23 protein-coding genes and 1 tRNA gene are annotated in these 25,879 nt (G+C 58.4%); 15 read left to right on the forward strand and 9 right to left on the reverse strand.

Translation table 11 applies throughout. The features are described from left to right. Positions 1-2: 2 nt before the first annotated feature. The 5 genes from sucD to lpdA all read left to right on the forward strand — a co-directional run bounded on the left by sucD (position 3) and on the right by lpdA (position 7,728). Positions 3-887: a succinate--CoA ligase subunit alpha gene (gene sucD / locus J3R80_RS04755; RefSeq protein WP_275392611.1), complete on the forward strand. Its 885-nt coding sequence runs from the start codon at positions 3-5 to the stop codon at positions 885-887. Positions 888-946: 59 nt separating this feature from the next. Then, complete coding sequence (locus J3R80_RS04760) at positions 947-3,925, forward strand: 2-oxoglutarate dehydrogenase E1 component (RefSeq protein ID WP_275392612.1); 2,979 nt, start codon at positions 947-949, stop codon at positions 3,923-3,925. Between the two features lie 3 nt (positions 3,926-3,928). Then, positions 3,929-5,428, forward strand: a complete 1,500-nt coding sequence (gene odhB / locus J3R80_RS04765) for a 2-oxoglutarate dehydrogenase complex dihydrolipoyllysine-residue succinyltransferase (protein ID WP_275392613.1) — start codon at positions 3,929-3,931, stop codon at positions 5,426-5,428. Between the two features lie 436 nt (positions 5,429-5,864). After that, positions 5,865-6,254 carry an MAPEG family protein gene (locus J3R80_RS04770; RefSeq protein ID WP_275392614.1) on the forward strand — a complete coding sequence of 130 codons (390 nt, stop codon included), beginning with the start codon at positions 5,865-5,867 and terminating at the stop codon, positions 6,252-6,254. An 88-nt stretch (positions 6,255-6,342) separates the two neighbouring features. Beyond that, complete coding sequence (gene lpdA, locus J3R80_RS04775) at positions 6,343-7,728, forward strand: dihydrolipoyl dehydrogenase (RefSeq protein WP_275392615.1); 1,386 nt, start codon at positions 6,343-6,345, stop codon at positions 7,726-7,728. An 81-nt stretch (positions 7,729-7,809) separates the two neighbouring features. Here the strand turns inward: lpdA and J3R80_RS04780 are convergent, their stop codons facing one another. Together J3R80_RS04780 and J3R80_RS04785 are read right to left on the reverse strand one after the other, a co-directional pair. Next, positions 7,810-9,354, reverse strand: coding sequence for an alanine/glycine:cation symporter family protein (locus J3R80_RS04780; RefSeq protein ID WP_275392616.1), 1,545 nt, complete (start codon positions 9,352-9,354; stop codon positions 7,810-7,812). 23 nt (positions 9,355-9,377) lie between these two features. Beyond that, positions 9,378-9,812 carry a universal stress protein gene (locus J3R80_RS04785; RefSeq protein WP_275392617.1) on the reverse strand — a complete coding sequence of 145 codons (435 nt, stop codon included), beginning with the start codon at positions 9,810-9,812 and terminating at the stop codon, positions 9,378-9,380. Positions 9,813-9,907: 95 nt separating this feature from the next. Here J3R80_RS04785 and J3R80_RS04790 point away from each other — a divergent pair, with 95 nt between their 5' ends. Beyond that, positions 9,908-10,414 carry an Lrp/AsnC family transcriptional regulator gene (locus tag J3R80_RS04790; RefSeq protein ID WP_275392618.1) on the forward strand — a complete coding sequence of 169 codons (507 nt, stop codon included), beginning with the start codon at positions 9,908-9,910 and terminating at the stop codon, positions 10,412-10,414. A 12-nt stretch (positions 10,415-10,426) separates the two neighbouring features. On the opposite strand, the gene J3R80_RS04795 is transcribed toward J3R80_RS04790, so the two are convergent. Both J3R80_RS04795 and J3R80_RS04800 read right to left on the reverse strand, forming a co-directional pair. After that, a complete protein-coding gene (locus J3R80_RS04795; RefSeq protein ID WP_275392619.1) occupies positions 10,427-11,080 on the reverse strand; it encodes a GntR family transcriptional regulator in 654 nt (217 codons plus the stop codon). A 48-nt stretch (positions 11,081-11,128) separates the two neighbouring features. Then, the gene (locus J3R80_RS04800; RefSeq protein ID WP_275392620.1) at positions 11,129-11,860 is read right to left on the reverse strand and encodes a SprT family zinc-dependent metalloprotease; all 732 of its coding nucleotides are present in this window, start codon (positions 11,858-11,860) and stop codon (positions 11,129-11,131) included. Between the two features lie 129 nt (positions 11,861-11,989). On the opposite strand from J3R80_RS04800, the gene J3R80_RS04805 reads away from it, so the two are divergent. After that, the gene (locus tag J3R80_RS04805; RefSeq protein ID WP_275392621.1) at positions 11,990-12,310 is read left to right on the forward strand and encodes a TIGR02300 family protein; all 321 of its coding nucleotides are present in this window, start codon (positions 11,990-11,992) and stop codon (positions 12,308-12,310) included. Positions 12,311-12,407: 97 nt separating this feature from the next. Next, positions 12,408-12,483: transfer RNA gene (locus J3R80_RS04810), tRNA-Ala, on the forward strand. A gap of 730 nt (positions 12,484-13,213) precedes the next feature. Here the strand turns inward: J3R80_RS04810 and J3R80_RS04815 are convergent. Next, a complete protein-coding gene (locus J3R80_RS04815) occupies positions 13,214-13,546 on the reverse strand; it encodes a hypothetical protein (RefSeq protein ID WP_275392622.1) in 333 nt (110 codons plus the stop codon). A 429-nt stretch (positions 13,547-13,975) separates the two neighbouring features. Between J3R80_RS04815 and J3R80_RS04820 the strand changes: the two genes are divergently transcribed. Both J3R80_RS04820 and J3R80_RS04825 read left to right on the forward strand, forming a co-directional pair. Next, complete coding sequence (locus J3R80_RS04820) at positions 13,976-14,671, forward strand: TetR/AcrR family transcriptional regulator (protein ID WP_275392623.1); 696 nt, start codon at positions 13,976-13,978, stop codon at positions 14,669-14,671. Positions 14,672-14,851: 180 nt separating this feature from the next. Then, complete coding sequence (locus tag J3R80_RS04825) at positions 14,852-15,577, forward strand: N-acyl homoserine lactonase family protein (protein WP_275392624.1); 726 nt, start codon at positions 14,852-14,854, stop codon at positions 15,575-15,577. Between the two features lie 357 nt (positions 15,578-15,934). Here the strand turns inward: J3R80_RS04825 and J3R80_RS04830 are convergent, their stop codons facing one another. Continuing rightward, positions 15,935-17,518, reverse strand: coding sequence for a DUF4166 domain-containing protein (locus J3R80_RS04830; RefSeq protein WP_275392625.1), 1,584 nt, complete (start codon positions 17,516-17,518; stop codon positions 15,935-15,937). Then, the gene (locus tag J3R80_RS04835) at positions 17,515-17,964 is read right to left on the reverse strand and encodes a DUF393 domain-containing protein (protein WP_275392626.1); all 450 of its coding nucleotides are present in this window, start codon (positions 17,962-17,964) and stop codon (positions 17,515-17,517) included. Before J3R80_RS04835 ends, J3R80_RS04830 begins: the two co-directional genes overlap by 4 nt. 940 nt (positions 17,965-18,904) lie before the next feature. On the opposite strand from J3R80_RS04835, the gene J3R80_RS04840 reads away from it, so the two are divergent. The 5 genes from J3R80_RS04840 (at position 18,905) to J3R80_RS04860 (ending at position 21,297) form a co-directional block, all read left to right on the forward strand. Further along, on the forward strand, positions 18,905-19,303 hold the full coding sequence (locus J3R80_RS04840; RefSeq protein WP_275392627.1) for an ACT domain-containing protein: 399 nt from the start codon (positions 18,905-18,907) through the stop codon (positions 19,301-19,303). 280 nt (positions 19,304-19,583) lie between these two features. Further along, complete coding sequence (locus J3R80_RS04845; protein ID WP_275392628.1) at positions 19,584-19,907, forward strand: metalloregulator ArsR/SmtB family transcription factor; 324 nt, start codon at positions 19,584-19,586, stop codon at positions 19,905-19,907. Beyond that, entirely contained in the window at positions 19,907-20,329 is a 423-nt protein-coding gene (locus J3R80_RS04850) for an SRPBCC domain-containing protein (RefSeq protein ID WP_275392629.1), read from the forward strand. The genes J3R80_RS04845 and J3R80_RS04850 overlap by 1 nt, the downstream gene beginning before the upstream one ends. Beyond that, positions 20,326-20,691 carry a DoxX family protein gene (locus J3R80_RS04855; RefSeq protein ID WP_275392630.1) on the forward strand — a complete coding sequence of 122 codons (366 nt, stop codon included), beginning with the start codon at positions 20,326-20,328 and terminating at the stop codon, positions 20,689-20,691. The genes J3R80_RS04850 and J3R80_RS04855 overlap by 4 nt, the downstream gene beginning before the upstream one ends. An 18-nt stretch (positions 20,692-20,709) precedes the next feature. Continuing rightward, a complete protein-coding gene (locus tag J3R80_RS04860; protein ID WP_275392631.1) occupies positions 20,710-21,297 on the forward strand; it encodes a YdeI/OmpD-associated family protein in 588 nt (195 codons plus the stop codon). Between the two features lie 86 nt (positions 21,298-21,383). Here J3R80_RS04860 and J3R80_RS04865 read toward each other — a convergent pair whose 3' ends face one another. Further along, the gene (locus tag J3R80_RS04865) at positions 21,384-22,484 is read right to left on the reverse strand and encodes a hypothetical protein (protein ID WP_275392632.1); all 1,101 of its coding nucleotides are present in this window, start codon (positions 22,482-22,484) and stop codon (positions 21,384-21,386) included. After that, positions 22,481-25,873, reverse strand: a complete 3,393-nt coding sequence (locus tag J3R80_RS04870; protein ID WP_275392633.1) for a D-Ala-D-Ala carboxypeptidase family metallohydrolase — start codon at positions 25,871-25,873, stop codon at positions 22,481-22,483. Before J3R80_RS04870 ends, J3R80_RS04865 begins: the two co-directional genes overlap by 4 nt. Between the last annotated feature and the right edge of the window lie 6 nt (positions 25,874-25,879).

Here is a 25,879-nt window from a genome sequence, read left to right on the forward strand (position 1 = left end):
CAATGGCAGTTCTTATTGACGAAAACACCAAGGTCATCTGTCAGGGCTTCACTGGCTCGCAGGGCACCTTTCACTCGGAACAGGCCATTGCGTATGGCACCAAGATGGTCGGCGGTGTCACGCCGGGCAAAGGTGGGCAGACGCATCTGGATCTTCCGGTCTTCAACTCGGTTCACGAAGCCAAGCACGTCACCGAAGCCAATGCTTCCGTGATCTACGTGCCGCCGCCCTTCGCAGCGGACTCGATCCTTGAGGCGATTGATGCGGAGATGGAACTGATCGTTTGCATCACCGAAGGCATTCCGGTGCTGGATATGATGCGCGTTCAGCGTGCCTTGGAGGGCTCAAAATCGCGCCTGATCGGCCCGAACTGCCCCGGTGTCATCACGCCGGACGCCTGTAAGATCGGCATCATGCCCGGCCACATCCACAAACGTGGTTCGGTTGGTGTTGTGTCGCGCTCCGGCACCCTGACCTATGAGGCTGTGAAACAGACCTCGGACATCGGTCTGGGCCAGTCGACCGCGGTGGGCATCGGCGGCGACCCAATCAAGGGCACCGAGCACATTGATGTGCTGGACATGTTCCTGGACGATGACGAAACCCAGTCGATCATCATGATCGGTGAAATCGGTGGCTCGGCAGAAGAAGAAGCTGCTGAGTTCCTGGCCGAACAGAAGAAGAAAGGCCGCTGGAAGCCGGTCGCTGGCTTCATCGCTGGCCGCACGGCACCTCCGGGCCGCCGCATGGGTCACGCTGGCGCGATTGTTGCCGGTGGCAAAGGCGGCGCCGAAGACAAGATCGAAGCCATGCGTTCGGCTGGCATCGTGGTCGCAGACAGCCCCGCCACGCTGGGCGAGGCCGTTCTGGAAGCCATCGGCAAATAAAGAAAGCACTTCGCGCGCCCTTAATCGGGGCGCGCGTTTACCAATTTTCAGGTGAACCCATGACGGATCAAAGCCCCAACGACCTTTTCCATGCTTCAAGCTTCATGCAAGGTCACAACGCTGAGTATCTTGAACAGCTTTACGCCCAATATGCGCGCGACCCGAACGCGGTGGATGCCGCGTGGCAGGCGTTTTTTGCCGAACTTGGGGATGACGGCGGCGACGTCACCGCCGAGGCGGCAGGCCCGTCCTGGGCGCGTGCCGACTGGCCGCCGATGCCAACCGGTGACCGGGTTCATGGACTGGACGGCCAGTGGCCGGAAGAGCCGGTGGCCGAGGCCAAGGCGGCGGGCAAGAAGATCGAAGCCAAGGCGGCTGAAAAGGGTGTTCAACTGTCCGATGATCAGGTCAAGCGCGCGGTGCTGGATTCGATCCGCGCCCTGATGATCATTCGTGCCTATCGGATCCGGGGCCATCTGGCCGCCGATCTGGATCCGCTGGGAATGCGCGAAGCCTCGGACCATCCCGAGCTTGATCCGTCCTCTTACGGGTTCACCGACGCGGACATGGATCGCCCGATCTTCATCGATAACGTGCTGGGGCTGGAAGTCGCCTCGATGCGGCAGATTCTGGAGATCGTGAAACGCACCTATTGCGGCACGTTCGCGTTGCAATACATGCACATTTCAGACCCCGGCCAGTCGGCATGGCTGAAAGAGCGGATCGAAGGCTTCGACCGTGAAATCAAGTTCACCCGCGAAGGCCGTCGCGCCATCCTGAACAAGCTGGTCGAGGCTGAGGGCTTCGAGAAGTTCCTGCATGTGAAATACATGGGCACCAAGCGGTTCGGCCTTGATGGGGGCGAGGCGCTGATCCCCGCGATGGAGCAGATCATCAAGCGCGGCGGTCAGCTTGGCCTGAAAGAGATCGTGATCGGGATGCCGCACCGGGGGCGCCTGTCTGTGCTGGCGAACGTGTTGCAAAAACCCTATTGCGCGATTTTTAACGAATTTCAGGGCGGCAGCTTTAAACCGGAAGAGGTCGATGGCTCGGGCGATGTGAAATATCACCTCGGCGCCAGCTCGGATCGTGAATTTGACGGCAATATCGTGCACCTGAGCTTGACTGCGAACCCATCCCACCTTGAGGCCGTGAACCCGGTCGTGCTGGGAAAGGTGCGCGCCAAGCAAGAACAGATGAACGACCATGACCGCGATCAGGTGTTGCCGATCTTGCTGCATGGTGATGCGGCCTTTGCCGGTCAGGGGGTCGTCGCCGAAGGCTTTGGCCTGTCTGGTCTGGTGGGTCACAAGACCGGCGGCACGATGCATATCGTTGTGAACAACCAGATCGGGTTTACCACCGCGCCGCATTTCAGCCGCTCGTCGCCTTATCCGACGGATATCGCATTGATGGTGGAAGCCCCGATTTTCCACGTGAATGGTGATGACCCAGAAGCCGTTGTGCATGCCGCGCGCGTTGCGACTGAATTCCGCCAGAAGTTCCACAAGGACGTCGTGCTGGATATCTTCTGTTATCGCCGCTTCGGTCACAACGAAGGCGATGAACCGATGTTCACCAACCCGTTGATGTACAAGCGGATCAAGAAGCATCAGACCACCCTTCAGATCTATACGGATCGGCTGGTGAATGACGGATTGATCCCGGCGGGAGAGATTGAGGATATGAAAGCCGCCTTCCAGGCCAAGATGAACGAAGAGTTCGAGGCCGGGAAAGACTATAAACCCAACAAGGCCGATTGGCTGGATGGGCGCTGGTCGCATCTTGAGCGGGAAAGCGATGAATACCAGCGCGGCAAGACCGAGATTTCGTCGGACACACTGGCCGAGGTCGGTAAGGCCCTGACCACGGTGCCCGAGGGTTTCCCCCTGCACAGAACCGTGGGTCGCTTGCTTGAGGCCAAGAAAGAGATGTTCGAAAGCGGCACCGGGTTTGACTGGGCGACCGGCGAGGCGTTGGCTTTCGGGTCACTTCTGACCGAAGGGTTCCCGGTGCGCCTGTCGGGTCAGGATGCCACGCGCGGCACGTTCAGCCAGCGCCATTCCGGCCTGATCAATCAGGACAACGAAGAACGCTATTACCCGCTGAACCACATCCGCGAGGGGCAGTCGCGCTATGAGGTCATCGACTCGATGCTGTCGGAATACGCGGTGTTGGGGTTCGAGTATGGCTATTCGCTGGCCGAACCCAACGCGCTGGTGATGTGGGAGGCCCAGTTCGGCGACTTCGCCAACGGCGCCCAGATCATGTTCGACCAGTTCATCTCGTCCGGCGAGTCAAAATGGCTGCGCATGTCGGGCCTGACAGTCCTTCTGCCGCACGGGTTCGAAGGGCAGGGACCGGAGCACAGCTCGGCCCGGCTGGAGCGTTTCCTGCAGATGTGTGGTGGCGACAACTGGATCGTGGCCAACTGCACCACGCCCGCCAACTATTTCCACATTCTGCGGCGCCAGCTGCATCGCGGCTATCGCAAACCTTTGATCCTGATGACGCCGAAATCGCTTCTGCGTCACAAGCTGGCGGTATCGGATGCGACGGACTTCACCGAGGGCTCCAGCTTCCACCGCGTCTTGTGGGATGATGGCGACCGCGACAACGGCACGGGCCGGTCCGAGGCCAAATTGGTCACGGACAAGAAGATCAAGCGCGTGGTGATGTGTTCGGGCAAGGTCTATTACGACCTGTTGGAAGAGCGCGACCGTCGCGGCATCACCGACATCTATCTGTTGCGGCTTGAACAGTTCTATCCCTTCCCCGCAATGTCGCTGGTGAAAGAACTGGAACGCTTCAAACAGGCCGAGATTGTCTGGTGTCAGGAAGAGCCCAAGAACCAGGGTGCCTGGTTCTTTGTTGAACCGAATATTGAATGGGTGCTGACCCGGATCGGGGCCAAGCATACGCGGCCCGTCTATGCCGGTCGCCCGGCATCGGCGTCGCCCGCCACAGGTCTGGCATCACAGCACAAAGCACAACAAGAGGCGCTCGTGGACGCGGCGCTGAACATGGAAGGAAATTAAGCCATGAGCATCGAAGTAAGGGTTCCCACTCTGGGGGAAAGCGTCACCGAAGCGACCGTCGCCACATGGTTCAAGAAACCCGGCGATGCCGTGGCCGTGGACGAAATGCTCTGCGAGCTTGAAACCGACAAGGTCACGGTAGAGGTTCCGTCACCCGCCGCTGGCGTGATGGGCGAAATCGTCGCCGCCGAAGGCGAAACAGTGGGTGTTGATGCGCTTCTGGCAACGATTGGCGAAGGCGAAGGGGCTGCTCCGGCCCCCGCGAACGAGGCGAAGGCCGACGCCGCACCTGCCGCTTCGGGCGATGAGGCGCAAAGCGTCGATGTCATGGTGCCCAGCCTTGGCGAAAGCGTGACCGAAGCCACGGTGTCGAGCTGGTTCAAGCAAGTCGGCGACGCCGTTTCACAGGACGAAATGCTGTGCGAGCTTGAAACCGACAAGGTCTCGGTCGAAGTGCCCGCGCCTGCCGCCGGTGTGCTGACCGAGATATTGGCCGCCGAAGGCACCACGGTCGATGCCTCGGCCAAGCTGGCGGTAATCAGCGGTAGCGCAGACGGGGCCGTTGCGCCCGCTGCCAAGCCTGCCGAAGCGCAGGGCACCACCGCGACCACCGGCAAGGATGTCGAAGACGCGCCGTCCGCCAAGAAAGCCATGGCGGAGGCCGGTCTGAAACCGGGCGACGTGCAGGGCACGGGTCGCGACGGTCGCGTGATGAAACATGACGTGGCCGCCGCCGTTGCCGCGCCGAAAGCTGCGCCTGCCCCCGCTGCCGCACCTGCTCCCGCACGTCCTGCCGGGGATGCCGCGCGCGAGGAACGCGTGAAGATGACGCGCCTGCGCCAGACCATCGCGCGCCGTCTGAAAGACAGCCAGAACACCGCCGCCATGCTGACCACCTATAACGAGGTGGACATGACCGAGGTGATGGCCCTGCGCAACGAATACAAAGCCGAGTTTGAAAAGAAGCACGGCGTGCGCCTGGGCTTCATGTCGTTTTTCACCAAGGCCTGCTGTCACGCTCTGAAAGAAGTGCCGGAAGTGAATGCGGAAATCGACGGCACCGACATCGTTTACAAGAACTATGTGAACATGGGCGTCGCCGCCGGTACGCCTACGGGTCTTGTCGTGCCGGTGATCAACGATGCGGACGCCATGTCCTTTGCCGCGATCGAAAAGGCAATTGCCGAGAAAGGCAAACGCGCCCGCGACGGCAAACTGTCGATGGAGGAAATGCAGGGCGGCACCTTCACCATCTCGAACGGGGGTGTCTATGGCTCGCTCATGTCCTCGCCGATCCTGAACCCGCCGCAATCGGGCATCCTTGGCATGCACAAGATCCAGGACCGCCCGATGGCGATCAACGGAGAGGTCGTGATCCGCCCGATGATGTATCTGGCGCTCAGCTATGACCACCGTATTGTCGACGGCAAAGGCGCCGTGACCTTCCTTGTGCGCGTGAAAGAGGCGCTGGAAGATCCACGTCGGTTGTTGATGGATTTGTGAAGGAAGAGAAGTATCTCAGATGGTTCTAATTGTTACGTGTATAGTGATCGCGGTGATAATCAAAACCATTTGGGATCTACTTTTTCGCAAAATCGAGCGAGAGAAGCTGTTAGCGTCATATGCTGAGAGTCCTCTGTCCCATTTGTTTACAATGGTTTGGGCGGTATTCTTTGTGATGTTCTTCGTGGGAATATTCGTTCCTATGTTTGGAAATATCCAAGTGACTGTGTCAGGCTGGAAGGTTTGGCAGATCGGTTTTTTCGGTAACTTTGGTATGTGGCTGATCACCTGGTTCATAGACGTCGATGAATTAGACGAAAGCAGGTAGGGCCAAGGAGAAACATGAAATGATCGAGTGCGAATTAGGCTACAGCAGTTTCACCGACGTTTACGTTGAAAGTTGCGGAAGACATGAGCAAGCTGGGGCTAAGCACACATGACCCCCGAACTCACCATCCTCGCCCTCGCAGGCCTGCTGCAAGTGGTCCAGTTCTGCATCTACTCCGTTCTGGCGCAGATGCAGGTCGGGTCGAAATACGCGGCCTCTCCGCGCGATACGCCGCGCGAGTTGACGGGCAAGGCGGGGCGCGCGCAGCGGGCGTTGAACAACCATTTCGAAGGGCTGATCCTGTTCACCGCCGCCGTGGTGGTGGTCACCGTATCGGGGCAATCCACCGCAACCACCCAAACCTGCGCCTATCTCTATCTTGCTGCGCGGATCGTCTATCTTCCCGCTTACCTTTTCGGCTGGACGCCGTGGCGGTCGCTGATCTGGGCCGTGGGGCTGATCGCGACGGCGGTGATGTTGATCTCGGCGCTCATATGAATATCACTAGGTAAAAACATGCTCCGGGGCGCGCCGGGCGGGGGCTGACAGAGGCCACGCCCGGACCCCAAATGAAAGGACAAGACACATGGCAGACTATGACGTAATCATCATCGGCGGTGGTCCGGGCGGCTATGTCTGCGCGATCCGTTGTGCCCAACTGGGTCTGAAAACCGCCTGTGTCGAAGGGCGCGAGACCTTGGGCGGCACCTGCCTGAACGTCGGCTGCATCCCCTCGAAGGCATTGCTTCATGCCTCGCACAGCCTGCACGAGGCCGAGCATAACTTCGCCAAGATGGGCCTGAAGGGCAAAAGCCCCTCGGTCGATTGGAAGCAGATGCTGGCCTATAAGGATGACGTGATCGGCCAGAACACCAAGGGCATCGAGTTCCTGTTCAAGAAGAACAAGGTCGATTGGCTGAAGGGTTGGGGGTCGATCCCTGCCGCTGGTCAGGTCAAGGTGGGCGACGAGGTGCACAAGGCAAAGCATATCGTCATCGCTTCCGGCTCCGAGCCGTCCAGCCTGCCGGGCGTCGAGGTCGACGAGAAGGTCGTCGTGACCTCGACCGGGGCGCTGGAACTGCCGAAGGTGCCGAAGAAGATGGTCGTGATCGGTGCCGGTGTGATCGGGCTTGAAATGGGCTCGGTCTATGCGCGCCTGGGCACCGAGGTGACGGTGGTCGAATTCCTTGATGCGATCACGCCGGGAATGGACAGCGATCTGGCCAAAACCTTCCAGCGTGCGCTGAAAAAACAAGGGCTTAAGTTTGTCATGGGCGCTGCGGTTCAAAAGGTGGACGCCACCAAAACGAAGGCGAAGGTGCACTACAAATTACGCAAGAACGACGCGGAAGAGATGCTGGATGCAGACGTCGTTCTGGTGGCCACCGGGCGCCGTCCTTATGTCGAGGGTTTGGGGCTGGACGCGCTGGGCGTGAAAATGACCGAACGCGGGCAGATCGCCACGGATCATTGGAAGACCTCGGTCGATGGGGTCTGGGCCATTGGCGACGTGATCGAAGGCCCGATGCTGGCCCACAAAGCCGAAGACGAAGGCATGGCCGTGGCCGAAGCGATTGCGGGTCAGGCGGGGCATGTGAATTACGATGTCATTCCGGGCGTCGTCTATACCGCGCCCGAGGTGGCGTCCGTCGGCAAGACCGAGGAACAGTTGAAGGATGAAGGCCGCGCCTACAAGGTTGGCAAGTTCAGCTTCATGGGCAATGGCCGTGCGAAAGCCGTGTTCCAAGGCGAAGGTTTCGTGAAAATTCTGGCGGACAAAGAAACCGACCGCGTGCTGGGCGTTCACATCATGGGCCCCGCCGCAGGTGAGCTGATCCATGAGGCGTGTGTGCTGATGGAATTCGGCGGCTCTGCCGAAGACCTCGCCCGCACCTGCCACGCCCACCCGACCTTCTCGGAAGCGGTGCGCGAAGCGGCGCTGGCCTGCGGGGATGGGGCGATTCACGCGTAATCCCACCGGAACCCCTATGAAAAAAGCCACCGGATTGCTCCGGTGGCTTTCGTGTTTTGGCGCTGTCTGTTTTCTGTCAGATCAGTGGAATTTGTGAATCTCACCTGACTTCAAGCGCGACAGATAGCTGTTCAACTCACGCTTCACGATTGGCATCAGGAAGTACAGGGCCACGATATTCACGACCGCCATGGCGAAGATCGCCGCGTCCGAGAAGTCGATCACCGGGCCAAGGTTGGCCGAAGCGCCGATCACGACGAAGATGCAGAAGATCACCTTGAAGACGATCTCTTTCGTGTGGCCTTCGCCGAACAGGAAGGTCCAGGCCTTCAGGCCATAGTAGGACCAGCTGATCATCGTCGAGAACGCAAACAGGATCACCGCGATCGCCAGCACGTATTTGAACCAGCCAAACGCGGACGAGAAGGCGGCCGAGGTCAGCGCCACGCCCTTGTTGCCATCTACGGTTTGGATGGTCGCCCCACCTTCGTCCAGCAGATACATACCCGTTGCAGGATCGCTGACCAGTTGACCCGTGATGATGATCACAAGCGCAGTCATGGTGCAGATGACGACCGTGTCGATGAAGGGTTCAAGCAGTGATACGAAGCCTTCTGTGATCGGTTCTTTCGTGCGCACGGCCGAGTGGGCAATGGCTGCCGAGCCAACACCGGCTTCGTTTGAAAACGCTGCCCGTTTGAACCCCTGGATCAGTGCGCCAACCATACCACCGGCAACGCCAAGACCCGTGAAGGCACCCGCGAAGATCTGGCCAAAAGCCCAGCCGATCATATCTGCGTTCATCAGAATGATGATCAGGGCAGTCAGCACATAGAGCACACCCATGAACGGCACCACCTTCTCGGTCACGCTGGCGATGGATTTCAGACCACCTACGATCACGGCAAAGACGATACCAGCAAAGATGATACCTGTGATCCAGCCGGGGAAGTCACCAACCACGTTGGTGATCTGTGCGTGCGCCTGGTTGGCCTGGAACATGTTCCCGCCGCCCAGTGCGCCCAGAATACAGAAAACCGAGAACAGAACCGCCATGAATTTGCCAGCGGGCAGACCGCGTTCGGCGAAGCCTTTGGTCATGTAATACATCGGGCCACCAGACACGGTGCCGTCGTCATACTCGTTCCGGTATTTCACCCCCAAGGTACATTCGGTGAACTTGGACGCCATCCCCATCAGACCCGCGAGGATCATCCAGAATGTGGCACCCGGCCCGCCGATACCCACGGCAACCGCGACACCTGCAATGTTGCCAAGCCCGACCGTGCCCGACAGGGCGGTGGCCAACGCCTGGAAGTGGCTGACCTCGCCCGCGTCGTTGGGGTCGGAGTAGTCACCCTTTACCAGCGAGATTGAATGTGGAAATGCCCGAAATTGGATCAGGCCGAAATAGATCGTGAAGATCGTTGCCGCGATCACCAGCCACGCCACGATCCATGGAAAGGATGTGCCGGGGAAGGGGCTGAAGATGAAATTGACGAACCAGCCGGTTGAGCTGGCAAACATATCGTTGATTTTCTGGTCCATGGATTGGGCCATTGCGGGCGCTGTCGCTGCCAGCATGGCCGGTGCGGCCCAAGCCGCTGCCTTGAGTTTGTTGTTCATAACTATCCCTGTTCGCATTGTTTTTAAGGAACGATGGTGACGGGCACCGGCGAGATTTGCGCCAGTGTGCCCGCGACCGAGCCGAAGATGCGCGAGGACAGGCCCGAATTGCCGGTGCGCCCGACGATCACTTGAGAGGCGCCCTCGGCTTTAACGATGTCGCACAATGTGTCTGCGATGCCGCCGTATTTTAGCGCCGTTGTGACTTCGACCCCGCTGTCGGACAGACCTTTGACCAAAGGTGCCAGCACGGCTTTTTCCGCGCGCTCCAGCTCTTCCCCGCGCCGTTTATGGCGCTCTTCCAGCTCGTTGGGTGTCAGGAACGAGTATGGCGACCATTCCAGCACATGCGCGACGACGATGGCCGCGCCCTGTGATTTTGCCAGTTCGACCGCGAAATCCAGCGTCGCTTTCGAACTGTCGCTGCCATCGTATCCGACGACGATCTTGTTGGACATTTTCTTCCTCCCTTGGGTGAATTTTTCGCCTGTTAAGCAACTCTAGCCTAGCAGTGGTCGATCTGAAAAGGTTCCCTTATTTCTTGCAAAGTGGGATGATTTACGTAAAAACTACTGTTCAGGCAAAAATATTCGGAAAATTTACGTTGGATAAGCTAGACACTAGAATTCTTTCCATTCTTCAGAAGGACGGCGCGATTTCGATGGCGCGACTGTCTGAAAAGGTCGGGTTGTCGATCTCGGCCTGCCACCGGCGGGTCAAGCTGTTGGAAGCGGAGGGGGCCATCACCAACTATGCCGCCCGCCTGAGCCGCAAGGCGATCGGGTTGGAAATTCAGGTGTTCATCGAGGCCAAGCTGGTCAGCCAGCGGCGCGAAGATATTCAGGCGTTCGAGGCTGCCATCCTAGAAATGCCCGAGGTTTTGGAATGCCACCTGATCTCGGGCGAGTTCGATTACTTGCTGCGTGTGGCGGCACGAAACACCGAGGATTACGAGAAACTTTACCGGGACCGCCTGTCCTCAATCCCATCCTTCGCGCAGATGAAAACGCTGCTCAGCTTGTCCACGGTGAAAGAATTTCGGGGGTTCCATCTGGGGTGATGGTTGTCGCTGTCAGTCGGCCACCAGCATTTTCAGCCCCTGCGTCACATCCGTGCGCACCGCCAGCCGCAGCGCGGGTTCATCCCCGGCCGCCAATGCCGACAAGATCATCCGGTGGTGGCGCTGCAGGTCGGTGCGTTGACGACGGGCATAAAGCGCGCGCATGGTCGGGCCAAGTTGCAGCCACACCGTTTCGGCCACCGCAAGAATCGCGGGGGCCTGCGCGCGCAGATAGAGCGTGCGATGAAATTCCAGATTGGTGCGCAGATACCCGACCGCGTCCTGCTTGGTGACACATTCCGACACCCGCACGTTGATGGCGCGCAGCCGGTCGATCAGCGCCATATGGGCGCGGGGCAGGGCGCGGGCGGCCAGTTCCGGTTCCAGAAGGGATCGCAGCGCGGCCAGTTCCTCGATCCGTTCCGCCGTCAGGTCGGGCGCCGACACGCGGCCCGAACTGGACAGGGTCAGCGCGCCTTCTGCGGCCAACCTGCGCACAGCCTCGCGGGCCGGGGTCATCGAGACATCGTATTCCTTGCCGATGCCACGGATGGTCAGGCTTTGGCCGGGGTCCAGCTCTCCGTGCATGATCCGTGCGCGCAGGCTGCGATAAACGCGTTCATGGGCGCTGGACGTATCGGTTTGTGAACGGGTTTGAGCCTGCATAGTGTAATTGTGATCACAAATTAGCGTGGCGTCAACACGCCCGTTCGGTCAATCGCGAAAGCGATAGCGATGCAGACTTGTGCCATGGTCGCGCAGCCACTGCCGAGGCGCATGATAGGACGGGCAAATGGTTTCAACCTGCGCCCAGAATGCGGATGAGTGATCCATATGCACCAGATGCGCCACCTCGTGCGCGGCGACATAGTCCAGCACCGCCTCGGGCGCCATGACCAACCGCCATGAATACATCAGGTTACCTTGTGAGCTGCACGAGCCCCAGCGCGAACGCGTGTCGCGCAGCGTCAAGCGACCGAATTGGCGGCCAATCTTTTCCGCGTAATGATCACTCGCACGCGCCAACCGGTCCCGCGCCTCGCGTTTCAATAGTGCTTCAAGCCGGACGGCGGTTTTGTCTGGATCACCGGGTGGCACAAGAAACCGGCCGTCACGGATTCGCGCAACCCGTATCGGGGCCTCGGTTATCTGATGTGGCTGTCCAAGAAACGGGAGCGTGGCGCCGAGGATCGGGCGTTGTTCTGGCATCGTGTCTGCCAGATGTTTGCGAATCCAATCGGCGCGTTCTGAAACAAAGCGAATGGCCTCGCGGCGTGATGCGCCATGCGGGACGGTCAAGGTCACCTTCCCATCCAGCTTCGAGACTCGTAGGGATAGCCGCCGTGCCCGCGCAGAAGGGCGCAGCAAAACAGACACTTCCGGTGTGCCCGCCAGATCAACCAGTTCCGTTTCCGTCAGCCTGTTTGCCTGTTTTGACCAGAACATTTGGTTCCTTTTTTCCTTACATTTGCCACGGTATCCGCTCATAAAGGGAAAAGCCTTTGACACCTCTGCACACATGTGGCAGTTGGCGGCAAATCTCGCACGACTTAGACAGAACGGAAAGGGTTTTACATGCCCAAGGAAGAATGGGGCGTTAAACGCGTCTGCCCGACGACTGGTAAACGTTTTTACGACCTGAATGCCGATCCGGTGGTCAGCCCTTATACGGGTGAGGTTGTGAACCTCGATACCGGTAAAGCGTCGCGCACCATGGTTGCCGACAAAGAAGACAAAGCCGCGATGAAGGACGATCTGGTCGATGACGCGGATGCGGTTCTTGAAGATGATGACGACGTTGATGTCGATCTGGGCGATGATGTTCTGGACGATGACGACGAAGATGATGTGTCGCTGGACGAGATCGCCGATGTCGCCGCTGACGACGACGACTAAGCGGCGCTGAATTTTTTGCAAAGGCGCCTTTTTAGGCTTGAACCCAAAAGCGCCTTTGCATAAATACCGCGCATTGACGGCGGAAACGCCATCGGATGGGGCCTTAGCTCAGTTGGTAGAGCGCTTGCATGGCATGCAAGAGGTCAGCGGTTCGACCCCGCTAGGCTCCACCATTTTTTCCATTTAAAAACAATTGGCTACAGTGCGCTTGGTATTTTCCGAGATATTTCGAGAACTCACCCGTAAGACGATCGTAAGGTGCTAGCCGAAGTCACCCTACCGCCTGCCGATGTTTTGGGCCTCTTCAAACACCGTCTTCAGGTAGTCGATGACTACGCGAGCGAATTCTTGGATGGTCTTGTTTTCTATCTCTGTCCCAAGATGTCGAGTGGGCGGATCATAAGTTACACCCCTGTCGACCACTGCAATACACTTGAGAAAAAAGCAGTCGAGCAGGAGAGTACGTTGCCCAATATTCACTTGCATTGGCTCCGGGCGGAACTCCACAATCTCCCCGTGCTCAAGCCGATGTTCCAGAGCATTTCGCGCGTGAAGAAGGTAGTTTACCCCTCCCTGACTGCGGTTGTTGCGTTTAGCGTGGGACTGAACCGCTATGCCTCGAGCGGCTGGCGAGATCGCTCTCCGTGCGCCGCTCCAATCGCGAAGGTTGTGGGTTATTATCGCCGCTTGTCAGGCGGTTTCTTGCACTCAGGGCACATGCGGACCCCGATTTCGTCATCGCTTCAAAACTGCTTGGCGCGGCTCATGCCCACGCACTACCCTACCTGCCTCATCACACGGGGCAGGTTGTAATCCAGATCGAGGGCGGATTTCCGACGCTTGCCTCCGTCAAACGGCCATGCCTTGAGCACTGGCTCGCAAAAGCCCGACCAGCCGAGATCATTACGGGCCACTGGCTGTGCTGGCGCCACAGCGATGTCGCCCTTCCCCCCTTTGGCCCAGTGCGGTCTGCGGCTGTGCCGCCGCTGTCGGGGCAGCTTGAGCGGCGCGGTATGCGCAACCAGCCATGCGGGTTTCGTCAGCATAGTTCCCCGTGCGCCCATCGTTCTGGGCCAGAGGACAGTCGCGGTCCAGCACGCCACTGCCCATTGCCTCTTGCACCTGTTCCTCGATTGCCGTTGAAGCAGCTGCAGGCCAACGCAATGCGGGACTTGCGGGGCGACGCGCATGTTTAAGGCGAGCGACACGGTTCACGAAGGTGCGGGCGGAGGGCATGTGATCAACCCTCGCCCTTGCCGGTCGCAAAAGCCACCCTGATCCACTCTCTCTCACCGGTTATTACCGTCGTTGCGGGTGTGGTCATGTTGGGCGAACGGGCAACGGTATTCCGCGTCGGCGGCATCGCCCTTGGTCTGGCAGGGGTGAGCACACCAGCTCTCGACTTCGTTCGGCAGGCGTTTGTCGAAGTGTCGGAGAGCGTTTTGCTCATTGTAAGGTTCGACAACGGCCGAATCGGTTTCGGATAAAAGCACTTGGAAACGGCCGCTGTCGTTGGTTCGATGTCCGGCCTCCCCTTCACGGGGAGGCGAAGGGCGCACATGACACGTATAGTTCGTGCGGCAAATGGCAGCTCCGGGAAGCCGCGATGCGGCGCTTCCGAGATCCGCAGTGAGGCCAAATTTCCTGATGCTGCGGGTTGCGCGAATGACTGCATTGACTGGCCAGACTGCAATAGGTGGTCCGAAGCGAGGGGCAAGTGCATTCGGCTTGACGCATAAGTTAGCATTCGCTAACTTTAGGGCTATGAGTTTTAATCCGCCCTTTATTCTTGACAGCGATGCGCCGGGAAAGGCGCTGATGCTTCGCGAAGCATTGCGTCTGTTTGCCCATAAAGGGATGTCCGCGACCTCCATCAGGGATATCGCGAAAGCCACCGGATTGAGCAACCCGGCGCTCTATAAGCATTTCAAGACAAAGGATGAACTTGCTTTGGTCCTGTTTGAAAGGCTCTACCGAAATCATGTTCTCAGTCTGCGAAATGACGTAGGGAAAGAAAGCGGTTTTCGCGCAAAACTTCGCGCGCTTTTGAAAAATAGGTTACGGGTCTATGACGAACACCCCGATGCAACAATTTTTGCGACCGACAACCTTATGGCCCTTTGGCCAAACATGCCGAAAGAGATGAAGGACCAAACAATCCTTTCGCTCTTGCGGGAAATCATCGAACTTGGCCGATCGGAGGGGACCGTGGAGTCCGACGCCGAGATCACCATGCAGATGGCGGTTGTCACCGGCATTCTTGAGCAAGTCACGCGTCAGAAGTTCTTCGGCAACCTTCCCGGCACGGCTTTGTCGCATTTGAACGAAGTTGAGAGGATTCTGGGCAAGGCTTTAGGATAAAAAATTTTCTACGTAAAGTTAGCGATTGCTAACTAAAGCAGCTGATCAACCAGACAAACTGGAGGAGCGGAGATGAAAATACACGCAATCGAAGCCGGGCGGGTCCGCGTAACCAAACGTTGGATCGCGGGAGAGGGAAAGGGTTTCAGACGCCTATTGAACGCCCTGTTTGACAAAACCATGACCGACTGGCTGCCAATCTACGTCTGGGTTATCGAGCATCCTGAAGGCAAGATTGTCATTGATACGGGCATTCCGCATGACGCCAACAAGTCACGCTATTTCCCACCGTTTATGCCATTGGTTCAGCGGGCCGCACATTTCGACATATCAGAAGAAGAAGAGATCGGTCCCAAAATGCGCGCGCTAGGTTTGGACCCGAAAGATGTGCGTTGGGTCATTCTGACCCATTTGCATCAGGATCATGACGGCGGTCTGCATCATTTCCCGTGCGCGGAATTTCTCGTATCCCAGGATGAATGGGATTTTGCCTCCGGGCTAAAGGGCCGTTTGAACGGCTACCTCAACCAACGCTGGCCGCGTGGCTTTGCTCCGACACGTGTAAACTTTGGCGATGGGCCCCTGGGACCCTTCCCGGGCCATACGAAACTAACGTGTGCAGGTGATGTGACGCTCATTCCAACGCCGGGCCACGCGCCTGGGCACCTGTCCGTATTGGTAAAAGAAGGTGACGCGACCATTATGTTCGCTGGCGACACGTCCTATACTGAGAACAATTTAATCGGGATGATCGCCGACGGCGTCGGAACCGACATCGATGCAGAACTCGAGACTCACCGAAAGATTCTCGCCTACGCTTACAAACATCCCACAGTTTATTTACCTAGTCACGATCCAGAAGCATCAAAGCGGCTAGCCGGTCGGATCGCTCTCCAGTTTGAGTAAATGATGTCCAACCAGTACTTTGGGCGAACAAAATACTGTGAAGAGGGTTCAGAGCTGGCACTGTAAGAACTTAGCACTTGCCTCCATTCTGCCACAGCGGACCTTGGCGTATCCGCAGCGAATTCCACTTCGACCCGAAACCGGCTTCCCGATGCAACCTATATCGAGATTGCCCCGGCCAACCACTTCACCTTTCTGGGTGCCGCCCATCCGCAAGCGGCCATAGGCGCCGTTGCAGCGAATGGCGGCTATGCGCGCGCAGAAAGCCAATTGGGTGCCGAATGCCTCTTATGGGTGACCTCTATATTTGATGCTTCAGATATGCGGGCCAACGGAGTCCAGTCGAAAGGTCTCACCTCATGCTTCACGAAGCACCCCTTGATAGTGGACCAACAGCTCATTGGTGAGTGGGGCGAGCAGCTTCACGTCAAATCGGAAATCGTTGCGGTCGACATATTCTCGGGCTTCGGAGATCGGCAACAACCAGCGCGGTAGCGGCAGGGGACCGAGCCTACCAGTTACGACGGGATAGTGCAGCGCGCTGTCGCGTACCTCTAGCCCCAGAAGAAACGTGAAGGGGCCGAAGCTCTCAGTCATTCCTGCCGGTGTCGCGGCCAGACGTGATCGGAAATTGCGCTGGCCGAAGCGGCGTAGCCAAGTCTCCCCCGTAGGAGTGACGGTTTTGATGACCTCTACCGGGATGTCTTTGGCGGCCTGCGGAAAGCTGAAGACTCCGCCAAGAACGCGACCCCATAACCCATTGCCACGAAGAACTTTAGCGCGTCCCTTCCAACGGCTGCAATCGGCGGTCATATGCGTCGCTCGGATCGGTGCTGGGAGCGCGTCGAAATCGGGTCCAAGTGCCTGGGCGAAGATCGGAGCAAGCGGCTCGCTGGCGCGTTCAGTGCGCACGCGCAGGTCCGACATCGCGACTTCGGCTTCCTTAAGCGTGATGACTTCCAGCGCCGGACGGGCACCCCCTGGCAGTGCGGCGCGGCGCAACAGCGCGCGCGCTGCGATGGCTGGAATGAAGGGACCGTCACCATCTTCAGCCAAAAGACGCCAATAGCGCTTCTCTTGGCCGGTGATCACCATCACCGACATTCCGCCGCGCCCGCTGCCGAAGGGTGCCAGTAGATCGGACGCCAACTTGAATGCCCGAACCAATGGTGGAGAAACCGGGAATGGCAACACCCGGCGCAGGGCGGCGAATACGGCGAGTCCGTAGCGCATCACGCCCAACTCAAGCCCGGCGCGAAACAGCACCGTTTCGGCGCCGAAATGCGCTGGGAACAGTTGCAGGTCGGGCACCTCGATTTGCCAGCCCTGACGGCTCAGTTTTCCGGGTAGGTGATAGGTGCGGGGGCCTGACCAGCCCCAAACGCGGCGCCACTCTCTGCCACGCCAAACCTGCATTGGCTGCCCGGCTTGCGCGAGGATCGACCTCATTACCGACAAGCCACGCGGGCTGCGATTGCCGGGCAGGATCGCGGTATCGATCACCCGGGGAGTCGCGTCGCCCGCCAACGCGCGCACGGCGGCGCTGGAGATTGCGGGAACCGAAGAAAGCCCTGATATGACGCAGAGTCCAGCGGCGCGGGCTGCGTCATCCAGCACCGTGATCCCGGCGCAGAAGGCGGCATTGTCGGACAAGTCGAGGTAATGTACACCGGCTCTGATTGCCGCGCGTGGCACGCTGTAGGGGTCGGCCCCGTAGCTGTGGAAAGGTCCAGCGGCATCGACCACGACATCGAAGTCAGCCAGCGCGGTCAATTCTCCGGTGCGGTCAATCCTAAGCGCTTGGCAACCCAGTTCGTTCGCCAGATTTTGCGCGGCGGCACGATTGCGCCCGGCGACGCAGACGAGGTGCCCATCCCGCATCAGCAGCCGCGCCAGCCGGGAGCCGAATACCCCGTAGCCTCCGAGAATCAGAACCTTCATCGCAGCAAACGCCGCTGGAAACCTGGGTCTGGCACAGCGCACATATCAGCACGGCCGAACAGCGCGTACCGGTTTCGCGCGAGGCGCTGATAGAGCCAGTTGCGCAGTGGTCTGGGTAGGATTTTCAGGGCCCCAGCCAGGCGCCCCCAGCCGCCAAAACGTCGCCCAGCGTGAACAACCGCCTCAAAATCGGCATACGCCAAGCCCTCGTCGATGAATAGCCAGGTCGAAGGGTCGTCCGAGCTTAGCCCATAGTGCCGCAAAAGCGCCGCTCCCAATGGTGTCTGGATCGGACAAATGCGAACCGTATCCGATCGGTCGAGCCGATGAATCATCCGAGCGCCCCAACTACAGACGGCGCATTCGCCATCCATCACCGCAACCGGAGCGCAGTCATCGAAATCGGGAACGGCAGGGTCGTCGCGAAAGGAAAAGAGCTTGGTCATGACTGGCAAATCATCGTTTGAAGAATGCCCAGGCGCAATGGCGATTTACACCGCTCGCACAGAAAGTTACGCCTGTTCGAACGCCCACTTTGCGAAAGCTGCAGTGCAGCATCGACAAAATGACGAACGCAGGAAACAGTGACGCAAATGGAGGCCGTTGGCTTATCCTCTTCAAATTAGTTTTGATTGGGGTTGCGGGGCCGGGGTTTGGGCTCTGCATATAGACAAAGTCAGTGCCTTAAAACGTTGGAGTGTCGCCACTGTAGTTGTCCGGTTTCTGGAGGGGTATTACACGGCTCTGAAACCTCTGGCTTGAGATCTGCCGTGCTTCCTCTCGGTGAGTGAACCGCGCTGATTTTAGATCAGCGCCAATATAAAGTAGGGCTTGGTTGGTGATTGTCAGCACCTTGTGTTGTGGCCTTGAATTCCATTTGGTAGCGGTGATGTCTCCTTTGCGGACAGAGCCACCACTCACTCTAATGCGATAAGCAAATGCTGCCCGACGATTGTACTCTTGCAGAAAAGTCGGTACTTAAGATGGAACGCCTGATCAGGACGACCTGACACTTCATGGGCTTGCCGGGACGACCCGAAGTTATAGAGGTCGAAATGGCGTGGATTGCTCTTCTCATCGCAGGTTTATTGGAAACGGCATGGGCCGCGGGACTGAAATCCCTTTCTGAGGGCTTTCAGTTGGGTCTGTTCATTGCAACAGCAGTTCTGATGATAGCAAGCCTTGGGGCTTTGTATTGGTCCATGCGCTCCTTACCCTTGTCAGTCGCATACCCACTCTGGACGGGCATCGGTTCTGTCGGATCCGTTGTTGCCGGGTATACGATATTCAAACAAGACATTGGCGTTTTGGGTATGGTCGGGGTGATATGCCTAATAGTCGGCATGTTTCTTATCAGCTTCGAAACTCACTAAAACAGGAAAAAAGATGGCGGGTGAGAGAAATCTGGAAAAACTCCTGAGCAGTATGTCGGCGGAGCTGTTGGATGGGCTGTATGTGTTTGCAACCGTTCCTGATGGCGTTCTGCCGTCTGGACTTCGGCCGAGAATGCTCTTCCATGAAGCTGAAGGAATGACGCTCATTCTGCTGAAAGAAGAAGCAGAAGCGCATGGTTTAGAGTTTGAATTCCCCTGCCGAATGATCACCCTGAATATTCACTCGTCGCTCGAAGCCGTTGGCTTTCTTGCGCGCATTACAACCGCGTTGGCGGCGCATGACATGGGGGTAAATCCTGTTTCGGGGTATTTCCATGATCATCTTTTTGTGCCGGATGGTCGAGAATTGGACGCAATCGCCGTGCTTGACGGGTTCACAGCCAAATCCTGATTGTTGACACGTCACTTTGTCCGCATAGATCGCTCCCAGCGACCAGCACTTTGCCCCTTGGTGACAGATAGGTCGCGCTTTCCCGGCTGGGTTGCTGACCCTTTCGGTGACGCGAATCTTCGGCCAACGTATGGCGAAAGACGCAAGAGAGGGCAAAGCTGCCAGATCCTGAAATGCTGAGAATGATTGTGCCCGCGTTCTTAGTCGCTGCATGAAGTCATGGTTGACAATATCATAACCAGTTGGCTATGAGTAAATCATATCCAAATGGCTATGCGTTATGGTTGCTTCGCACGACACAGTTTTCCGGTCACTCGCCGACCCAACTCGCAGGGCAATCTTTGAGCGCCTGTGTCTTGGTGGCGAGCAGAATGTTCTTGCGCTGACCGAACAGGCCGGGATTTCCCAACCGGCGGTCTCGAAACATCTGGCCATTCTCAAGAAAGCGGGCCTTGTTAGCGGGCGGCAGAAAGGTCGCGAGACGCGCTATGCCGCAAATACAAAGGCTCTGGCACCGCTGGTCGACTGGACGCGGACCATGAGCCGGTTCTGGGACACGAAGCTCGACGGTCTCGAAGACATTTTGACGAGGATGGACCAGTGATGGGCACCGACAAGGATATGCGCACGGTCGTGAAAGAGCGCGAGCTGCGCCACGCGCCGGAAAAGGTCTGGCGCGCGTTGACGCAAAAGCACCTGGTCGAGGAATGGCTGATGAAAAGCGATTTCAAACCGGAAGTGGGCCACCGTTTTGATTTGGAAGCCGCCTGGGGCAGGGTGTCCTGCGAGGTTCTGGCGGTCGAGCCCCACAAGACGCTTTCATATTCGTGGGCGGCGCATGGGTTGGAAAGCGTCGTGACGTGGACCTTGACGAAAACCGCGGCCGGCACGCATCTGAAGATGGAGCAAACGGGCTTTGGCCCCGATCAGGAGCAGGCCTATCGCGGGGCCAGGGCTGGTTGGGAACAGTTCCTTGACAGGCTTGAGAAGGTCATTGCCGATCTCGGCGAGGAGGGCGCGCAATGAACATCGTCCTCTGGATACTTCAGGCGTTTCTGGCGCTGCACACGGCCATCGGCGCGGGTTGGAAGCTCTTCAACTCGGAACAGACCGTCCCGACGCTTGCCGCGATCCCGGGTGCTGTCTGGATGACCCTGATCCCGCTCGAACTGCTCTGTGCCGCTGGTCTGGTCATTCCCGTTATTTCGCCGTCGCTTGGGTGGCTCGTGCCGGTTGCGGCCATCGGAATCGCGGTGGAAATGCTGGTGTTTTCCGGCGTTCACCTGCGCGCGGGGGCCGAGGATAATGGGCCGACGTATTATTGGCTTGCTGTCGCCACCGTCGCCGCGGTGATCGCGCTTGGACGGTCGTTTGTTGCGCCGCATTGAAACGGAAGGGAAACGGGCATGGCGAATGACCCCGAGGTCGCAGATCTTCTGAAACAGACAAGCTGGCAGGACGAACGGCGCAAACTTCGCGACATCCTACGCGATTGCGGGCTTGAAGAGCGCGTGAAATGGGGCAAGCTCTGCTATACCTATCAGGACAACAACGTTGCGATCATCTACGGGATGAAGGAGTCCTGTGCGCTCGGGTTCTTCAAGGGGGCGCTGCTGGAAGATCAAAACGGCGTCCTCATTCAACCCGGTAAGCACTCCCAAGCCATGCGGCGGCTTCACTTCGAGAGTCTGGACGAGATCGAACGCGGTGAAGACATGATCCGGCGCTTCATCGGTCGGGCGATAAAGGCGGAACAGGACGGGTTGCAGGTCGCATTCACCGAAAAGGACAATCTCGATTATCCCGACGAGTTACAGGAAGCCCTTGATGATGATCCCGAACTTGCGGAAGCCTTCGATGACTTGACGCCGGGGCGGCAGCGCGGCTGGGTGCTGCATTTCTCCAGCGCCAAGCAATCCGAAACACGCTTGCGCCGCATAGACAAGGCCCGATCGAAAATCATCGCCGGGAAAGGCTGGAACGAAAGTAGTTGAAGAATCTGCGACTTCCATGCCGCCGCCCAAAAGCTGACAATTGATAAAGGCGGGTTTGTTCCACCCTGTTGCAGGTCGATACCATGTCATTGAAACAGGGACAGATCGACAAATGAACCGATTGCACTGGCCAGAATGGGCGAGGCGATTGCCAGCATGGATTTGAACGCCTCCATACTGGCGATACGCTTGATATCGAACCCCTCAAGTGTGCTGCCAAGCTTGGTCTCGCCCACCGACTCGCTGGCCTGTTTGAATTGCTCTATCCGCACCTTCAGGATCAGGCTGACGGGCATATAGAACGACAGTATCAACACCGTATAGGTCACGCCGCGAAACATGGACAGCGAACTGACCACATGGTCATGAGCACTTCGCAGGTCAGAGTCCGCGATCATAGCGCCGGGCCATTTCATCCAGGACAGTACCAGCACCATCCCTGTCGTCAGCAACACCCCAGCACAATAGAGGTAACGTTGCGTGCTTTCCTGTGCGTTCTGTAATGTCATCGCTTCGGTAATCAGCGCGGTTTTGCTGCTGCGATCAATGCCCACAGGTTCGGCCAGCGACAGGACCATCCCCGCGATGATTGCGGCCGCCGCCAACGAGGTCAGGATGTTTACGTGATCCAGAAGGTATTTCATGGCGAAATATGCGCCCCTTCCATCGCAGGCAGCTTCCAACGCGCCGCCGGGGGCGCAACCGGGCAGGTTGCCGATACCAAGTGCCGTTTGAAAGAGGTTTTCGCCCAGCAGGGCCTGAGATTCAAAACTGGCGGGCATCCATTCCGGCTCGAAGGTTGAAAAGCTAAGGGATACCAAGATAACCCCGACAATGCCGACCAGCGTCCAGCAGATGGATTTCTTGGTGTGGCGTGCGTAAAGCTCGAATGAAAACATCGAGATCAGCGTGATCGTCACGGCCACGAACAAGAACAGAGCGGCAAGAAACTTGTATCGGCCATCCAGCTCGATCAGCGGTGCCATCGGGGCAAGTTCAACCCCCTGCACCAAAAGTGAGGTATCACCAAACGTGCCCAACAGATATTCCGACGCGGTCAGCACCGCGACCGGCAGAAGCAGGATCAGCAGATAGCGCGGCGCGATCTGTAGTTTTCCCGTCGTGACCGGTCGCGGCAACGGCCCTGCGTCACCCTCGGGCGGTGGAGGCGTGGTGTCCTGTGTCATCCGATGTCAATATCCGCGATCAGGGTCTTGCGTGTGTCCGACAGCTTGTCACGAATGATTTCGCGCACATCCGCATAGATGGTTGGGCTCAGCACAACCTTCTGCGCGGACAGCCAATACTCCAACTCGTTCTTGCCCCAGGACACGAACAGGATGTTCTGTTTTTTGTCCTTGAAGTTGAAGTTGAATGCCCCCAGCGCCATCGAGATAACGTCCCCCGAAGCCTCGGCGCTGCCGATCTGGAAATTGCCGCCGGTCGAGGTCGAGGTCTCGAAATCAAAAAGTTTGATCTTGCCATCATCCGACGCCAACCCGCGCAGGGCTTCCATCGCGCTTTCGACGATCTTGAACTGGTTGCCGGTCGCGACCTGCGCCAGCGTGGCCAGAATGACCTTGTCGAAGCTGCCATTGCCTTTCATCTTCTGGCTGGCCTCGAACGGGGCCGCCTCGCGGGTCCAGCCCATCAGGCTGAGCATGTCCATATAGGTGGCATGCCATAGCTCGCGTTCCTTTACGGGGTCTGCCTTGGCGTCAGCGGCACGCTGGGCAAAGAGCGTCGACAAAAGCACATCCTCTTTCTGGCTTGGCGTCAGATTTTCGACGAAAGAGATCACGCTCGACGCATTAACCGCCGCTTGCAGTGATTGCTGATGCGCGGCGTTTTCCGAGGTCGGATCGAAATCATCCCCCGAGCGGCTGACCGGGTCTGCAAAGGCAGAGCTGCGGGATTTGGCCCCCGGTGCCGACCTGGGTTTTGCCAGCATGGTCGCGATCAGGATCGCGATCCGTTCCGCCAAATCACGCGGTTCGCGCTTCTTCAGGGGCGTGGCGCCCGACAGCTTCATGTCCCGGAACGCAGGCGGCCATGTGGCGTTGTTGCCGCGCGTGTCGATATGAGTGAAGCTGTTGTAGCGGCCGATCCCACCGGTGAAGAACCCTTCTTTGTCGCGCAACCAGCGCAGGGCTTTCGCGGCCTCGGGGGCGGGCATTCCGGACACTTTGAAGTCCAGCGCGCAGAATTTCATGTGCTGGCTTGCTTTCGCCCCGCCGATACAGGCGTTATAGGCCGGGCCGCGATAGGCGTTGGTGATCGCGATCGGTTTGCCGATCCGGTCGCGGAAATGGTCCAGCGCCTGCGCGGTCTTGGCGATGTTTGTCCACAGGCTTCGGGGTGGATAAGTGTTTTTGCCCTGACATTTGCCACCGGGCGTGTTGTGACCCCCGCCAAGGATCAAGAACTCGTCCGTGCAGAAGTTCTTCAGGCCGAGTGAACGGATGAACCCGTCGAAATCCGAATAGTCAGACCATTCAAGCGCCGCTGTGGCGCTACGAAACCCAGCCCCGCGCGTTTTGGCCGACAGGATTGCATCTACCTCGGCGTCCGGCAGAAGATCGTTTTCTTCGCCTTCATCTGCGTCTTCAAGCGTGGGTGGCGGCGGTGCGGCACGTGATTTCGCTGAACCGCAGGCCGTGCTGCCCGCCATCCCGACCGGTTGCAACGTGAATGGGCGGTCCAACACGAAGTTTGGTTGTTTCAATAGCGGTTCAAACAGTTGCGGGGTCTGGCTGTCGCTGCCGATCTCGTCGTCGATGGCGGCGCGGAAGGCCCGGTAGTCGCCATTGAAGCGCCCGTTATCCCAGACCTTCAATAGCGCACCGGTGAAGGCGCCGTTTTCCGGCCCGTCCATGGCAAACTGCGTGTCCTTACAGGCCCCAAGGTTCAGAACCGACGCCTGTATCGGGCTGCTCAGCGGCGCGGTCATCACGCTTTCCTTCATCGCGCTGTAGGACTTCGATGCTTCGCGATAGGCGGCTTCGTTTGCCCGCCAGACGCGGTCTTCGACATATAGCGGCATGGCGCGGATGCGCGGATCCTGTGGCAGGGCGCGGCCAAACAGCTCGGTCGGGGCGGTGGGTCCGAACCGTGCCATCGAGCCCGAATGACAGGTGTCGGGCATAATCAGAACCCGCACACCATCACGGAACAAGGTCCAGAGCATGTAAAGCTCGTCATCCGCGATCTGGAAATCGTAAAGGCACAGGGTTTCATCCATCCGCTGGCTTTCGTCGTCGTGGTCTTCGTCCTGATTGAAATCAGGCACACGCCCGCCATGACCGGACACGGTGAACAGGAACATATCACCGGGCTTTAGATCTTTGGCGGCGCGCTTGACCTCGGACACCACGTTTTCCCGTGTTGCGTCGCGGGTTAACAGAAGTTGCGGTTTGAAACCTTCGGATTCAGCGATGTTTTGCATCGCCAGCGCATCAGCTTCGCATGCGGCCAGTTGACCATCCCAGCCGTCGTAATGGGCCGGGTCCACGGTATTCACGCCGACATGCAGTGACATGCCCTGTGCCGGTCCTCCTGCGATAACCGGGGGCGCCTGCATCGCGCGCGACAACTCAGTTGCCGAGCCGAACGGACCGCTGATCACCACCGGCGGGCCGCTGCGTGCATTTGCGATACGATTGATCTCACGCCGGAACTTCTGGGCGACATCACCATAACCATCACCGGTCGGATGCAGGCCATCGAACCAGCGGTCATTGCCCACAACGCCGCGGCAGTCGATATAGGTCACATTCGGCATGGATCGGGCAAGGCGGCGCAGACGGCGGTTGAACTGGTCCATCATCTCGGCGGCGATGGCCATTTGCAGTGCCCGGTCGCGAATACCGCGGCTTTCCATCGGCTTGCCCAGCCATTTGTCCTTGTTGGGCACCGGATAATCGTAACCATGGCACAGGATGCAAACATGCGGGAATCGTTGCTGCACTTGCCGGAACATCCGACCGTAATGCCCCAGCGCGTCGTCAAGCAACGCTTGGAAAGACGGTAGCAAATAATCGGCGGGGGCAAGGTCAGGATCGAAGGCTTCGAGATGCGAGGCAAGCGCGCCACCGGCCACAAGATCGTTGCCGCCACCGGACAGAAGCAGGATCTCGGCCCCGGTTTCTTCCAACGCTCCGATATATTCCTGCTTGTCGGCCATCCGCTTCAGCAGATCGCCTGCCGCGCCCAGCGAATAGATCGCATAGCTGTGCATCAGATGGTCGATCGTGTCGCGCAGGCGGATCGGGTACTGAAACCAACTGTCGCCTTCGGACACGATGATCGGGCCGTCATATCCCCGCGCCAGCTTTTGCTGAAACACGTTTCTTCGGCTCATGCGCGCAAACCAGTTGGCCGAGTTCATCAAGGCCGCGGTGCGTTGGGCGGCATTGGCCCCTCGCGGGATCTGAACCGTCGCCGGGTTCAGTTTGAACTTCGGAGAGAACGGACCGGATTGTTCCTCGTCGAGTATGAAATACTCTGAGAACTCGGTTTCATCGGCGTCCAGATCCGCCATTTTCGACATCAGTTGTTCAACAGTGATCTTGGTCAATGGTCT

The organism is Aliiroseovarius sp. Z3 (assembly GCF_029105185.1).
Taxonomy (GTDB): domain Bacteria; phylum Pseudomonadota; class Alphaproteobacteria; order Rhodobacterales; family Rhodobacteraceae; genus Aliiroseovarius.

Bases quoted from the DNA above. Each gene is read 5' to 3' on its own strand.
- J3R80_RS04855 (WP_275392630.1), top strand. From the start codon at position 20,326: ATGAACATCGTCCTCTGGATACTTCAGGCGTTTCTGGCGCTGCACACG.
- sucD (WP_275392611.1), top strand. From the start codon at position 3: ATGGCAGTTCTTATTGACGAAAACACCAAGGTCATCTGTCAGGGCTTC.
- J3R80_RS04785 (WP_275392617.1), bottom strand. From the start codon at position 9,812: ATGTCCAACAAGATCGTCGTCGGATACGATGGCAGCGACAGTTCGAAA.
- J3R80_RS04815 (WP_275392622.1), bottom strand. From the start codon at position 13,546: ATGCCCTCCGCCCGCACCTTCGTGAACCGTGTCGCTCGCCTTAAACAT.
- J3R80_RS04840 (WP_275392627.1), top strand. From the start codon at position 18,905: ATGGCGGGTGAGAGAAATCTGGAAAAACTCCTGAGCAGTATGTCGGCG.
- J3R80_RS04805 (WP_275392621.1), top strand. From the start codon at position 11,990: ATGCCCAAGGAAGAATGGGGCGTTAAACGCGTCTGCCCGACGACTGGT.
- J3R80_RS04830 (WP_275392625.1), bottom strand. From the start codon at position 17,518: ATGAAGGTTCTGATTCTCGGAGGCTACGGGGTATTCGGCTCCCGGCTG.
- J3R80_RS04760 (WP_275392612.1), top strand. From the start codon at position 947: ATGACGGATCAAAGCCCCAACGACCTTTTCCATGCTTCAAGCTTCATG.
- J3R80_RS04835 (WP_275392626.1), bottom strand. From the start codon at position 17,964: ATGACCAAGCTCTTTTCCTTTCGCGACGACCCTGCCGTTCCCGATTTC.
- J3R80_RS04860 (WP_275392631.1), top strand. From the start codon at position 20,710: ATGGCGAATGACCCCGAGGTCGCAGATCTTCTGAAACAGACAAGCTGG.
- J3R80_RS04825 (WP_275392624.1), top strand. From the start codon at position 14,852: ATGACCGACTGGCTGCCAATCTACGTCTGGGTTATCGAGCATCCTGAA.
- J3R80_RS04780 (WP_275392616.1), bottom strand. From the start codon at position 9,354: ATGAACAACAAACTCAAGGCAGCGGCTTGGGCCGCACCGGCCATGCTG.
- J3R80_RS04800 (WP_275392620.1), bottom strand. From the start codon at position 11,860: ATGTTCTGGTCAAAACAGGCAAACAGGCTGACGGAAACGGAACTGGTT.
- lpdA (WP_275392615.1), top strand. From the start codon at position 6,343: ATGGCAGACTATGACGTAATCATCATCGGCGGTGGTCCGGGCGGCTAT.
- J3R80_RS04850 (WP_275392629.1), top strand. From the start codon at position 19,907: ATGGGCACCGACAAGGATATGCGCACGGTCGTGAAAGAGCGCGAGCTG.
- J3R80_RS04790 (WP_275392618.1), top strand. From the start codon at position 9,908: ATGATTTACGTAAAAACTACTGTTCAGGCAAAAATATTCGGAAAATTT.
- J3R80_RS04820 (WP_275392623.1), top strand. From the start codon at position 13,976: ATGACTGCATTGACTGGCCAGACTGCAATAGGTGGTCCGAAGCGAGGG.
- J3R80_RS04865 (WP_275392632.1), bottom strand. From the start codon at position 22,484: ATGACACAGGACACCACGCCTCCACCGCCCGAGGGTGACGCAGGGCCG.
- J3R80_RS04770 (WP_275392614.1), top strand. From the start codon at position 5,865: ATGACCCCCGAACTCACCATCCTCGCCCTCGCAGGCCTGCTGCAAGTG.
- J3R80_RS04845 (WP_275392628.1), top strand. From the start codon at position 19,584: ATGGTTGCTTCGCACGACACAGTTTTCCGGTCACTCGCCGACCCAACT.
- J3R80_RS04795 (WP_275392619.1), bottom strand. From the start codon at position 11,080: ATGCAGGCTCAAACCCGTTCACAAACCGATACGTCCAGCGCCCATGAA.
- odhB (WP_275392613.1), top strand. From the start codon at position 3,929: ATGAGCATCGAAGTAAGGGTTCCCACTCTGGGGGAAAGCGTCACCGAA.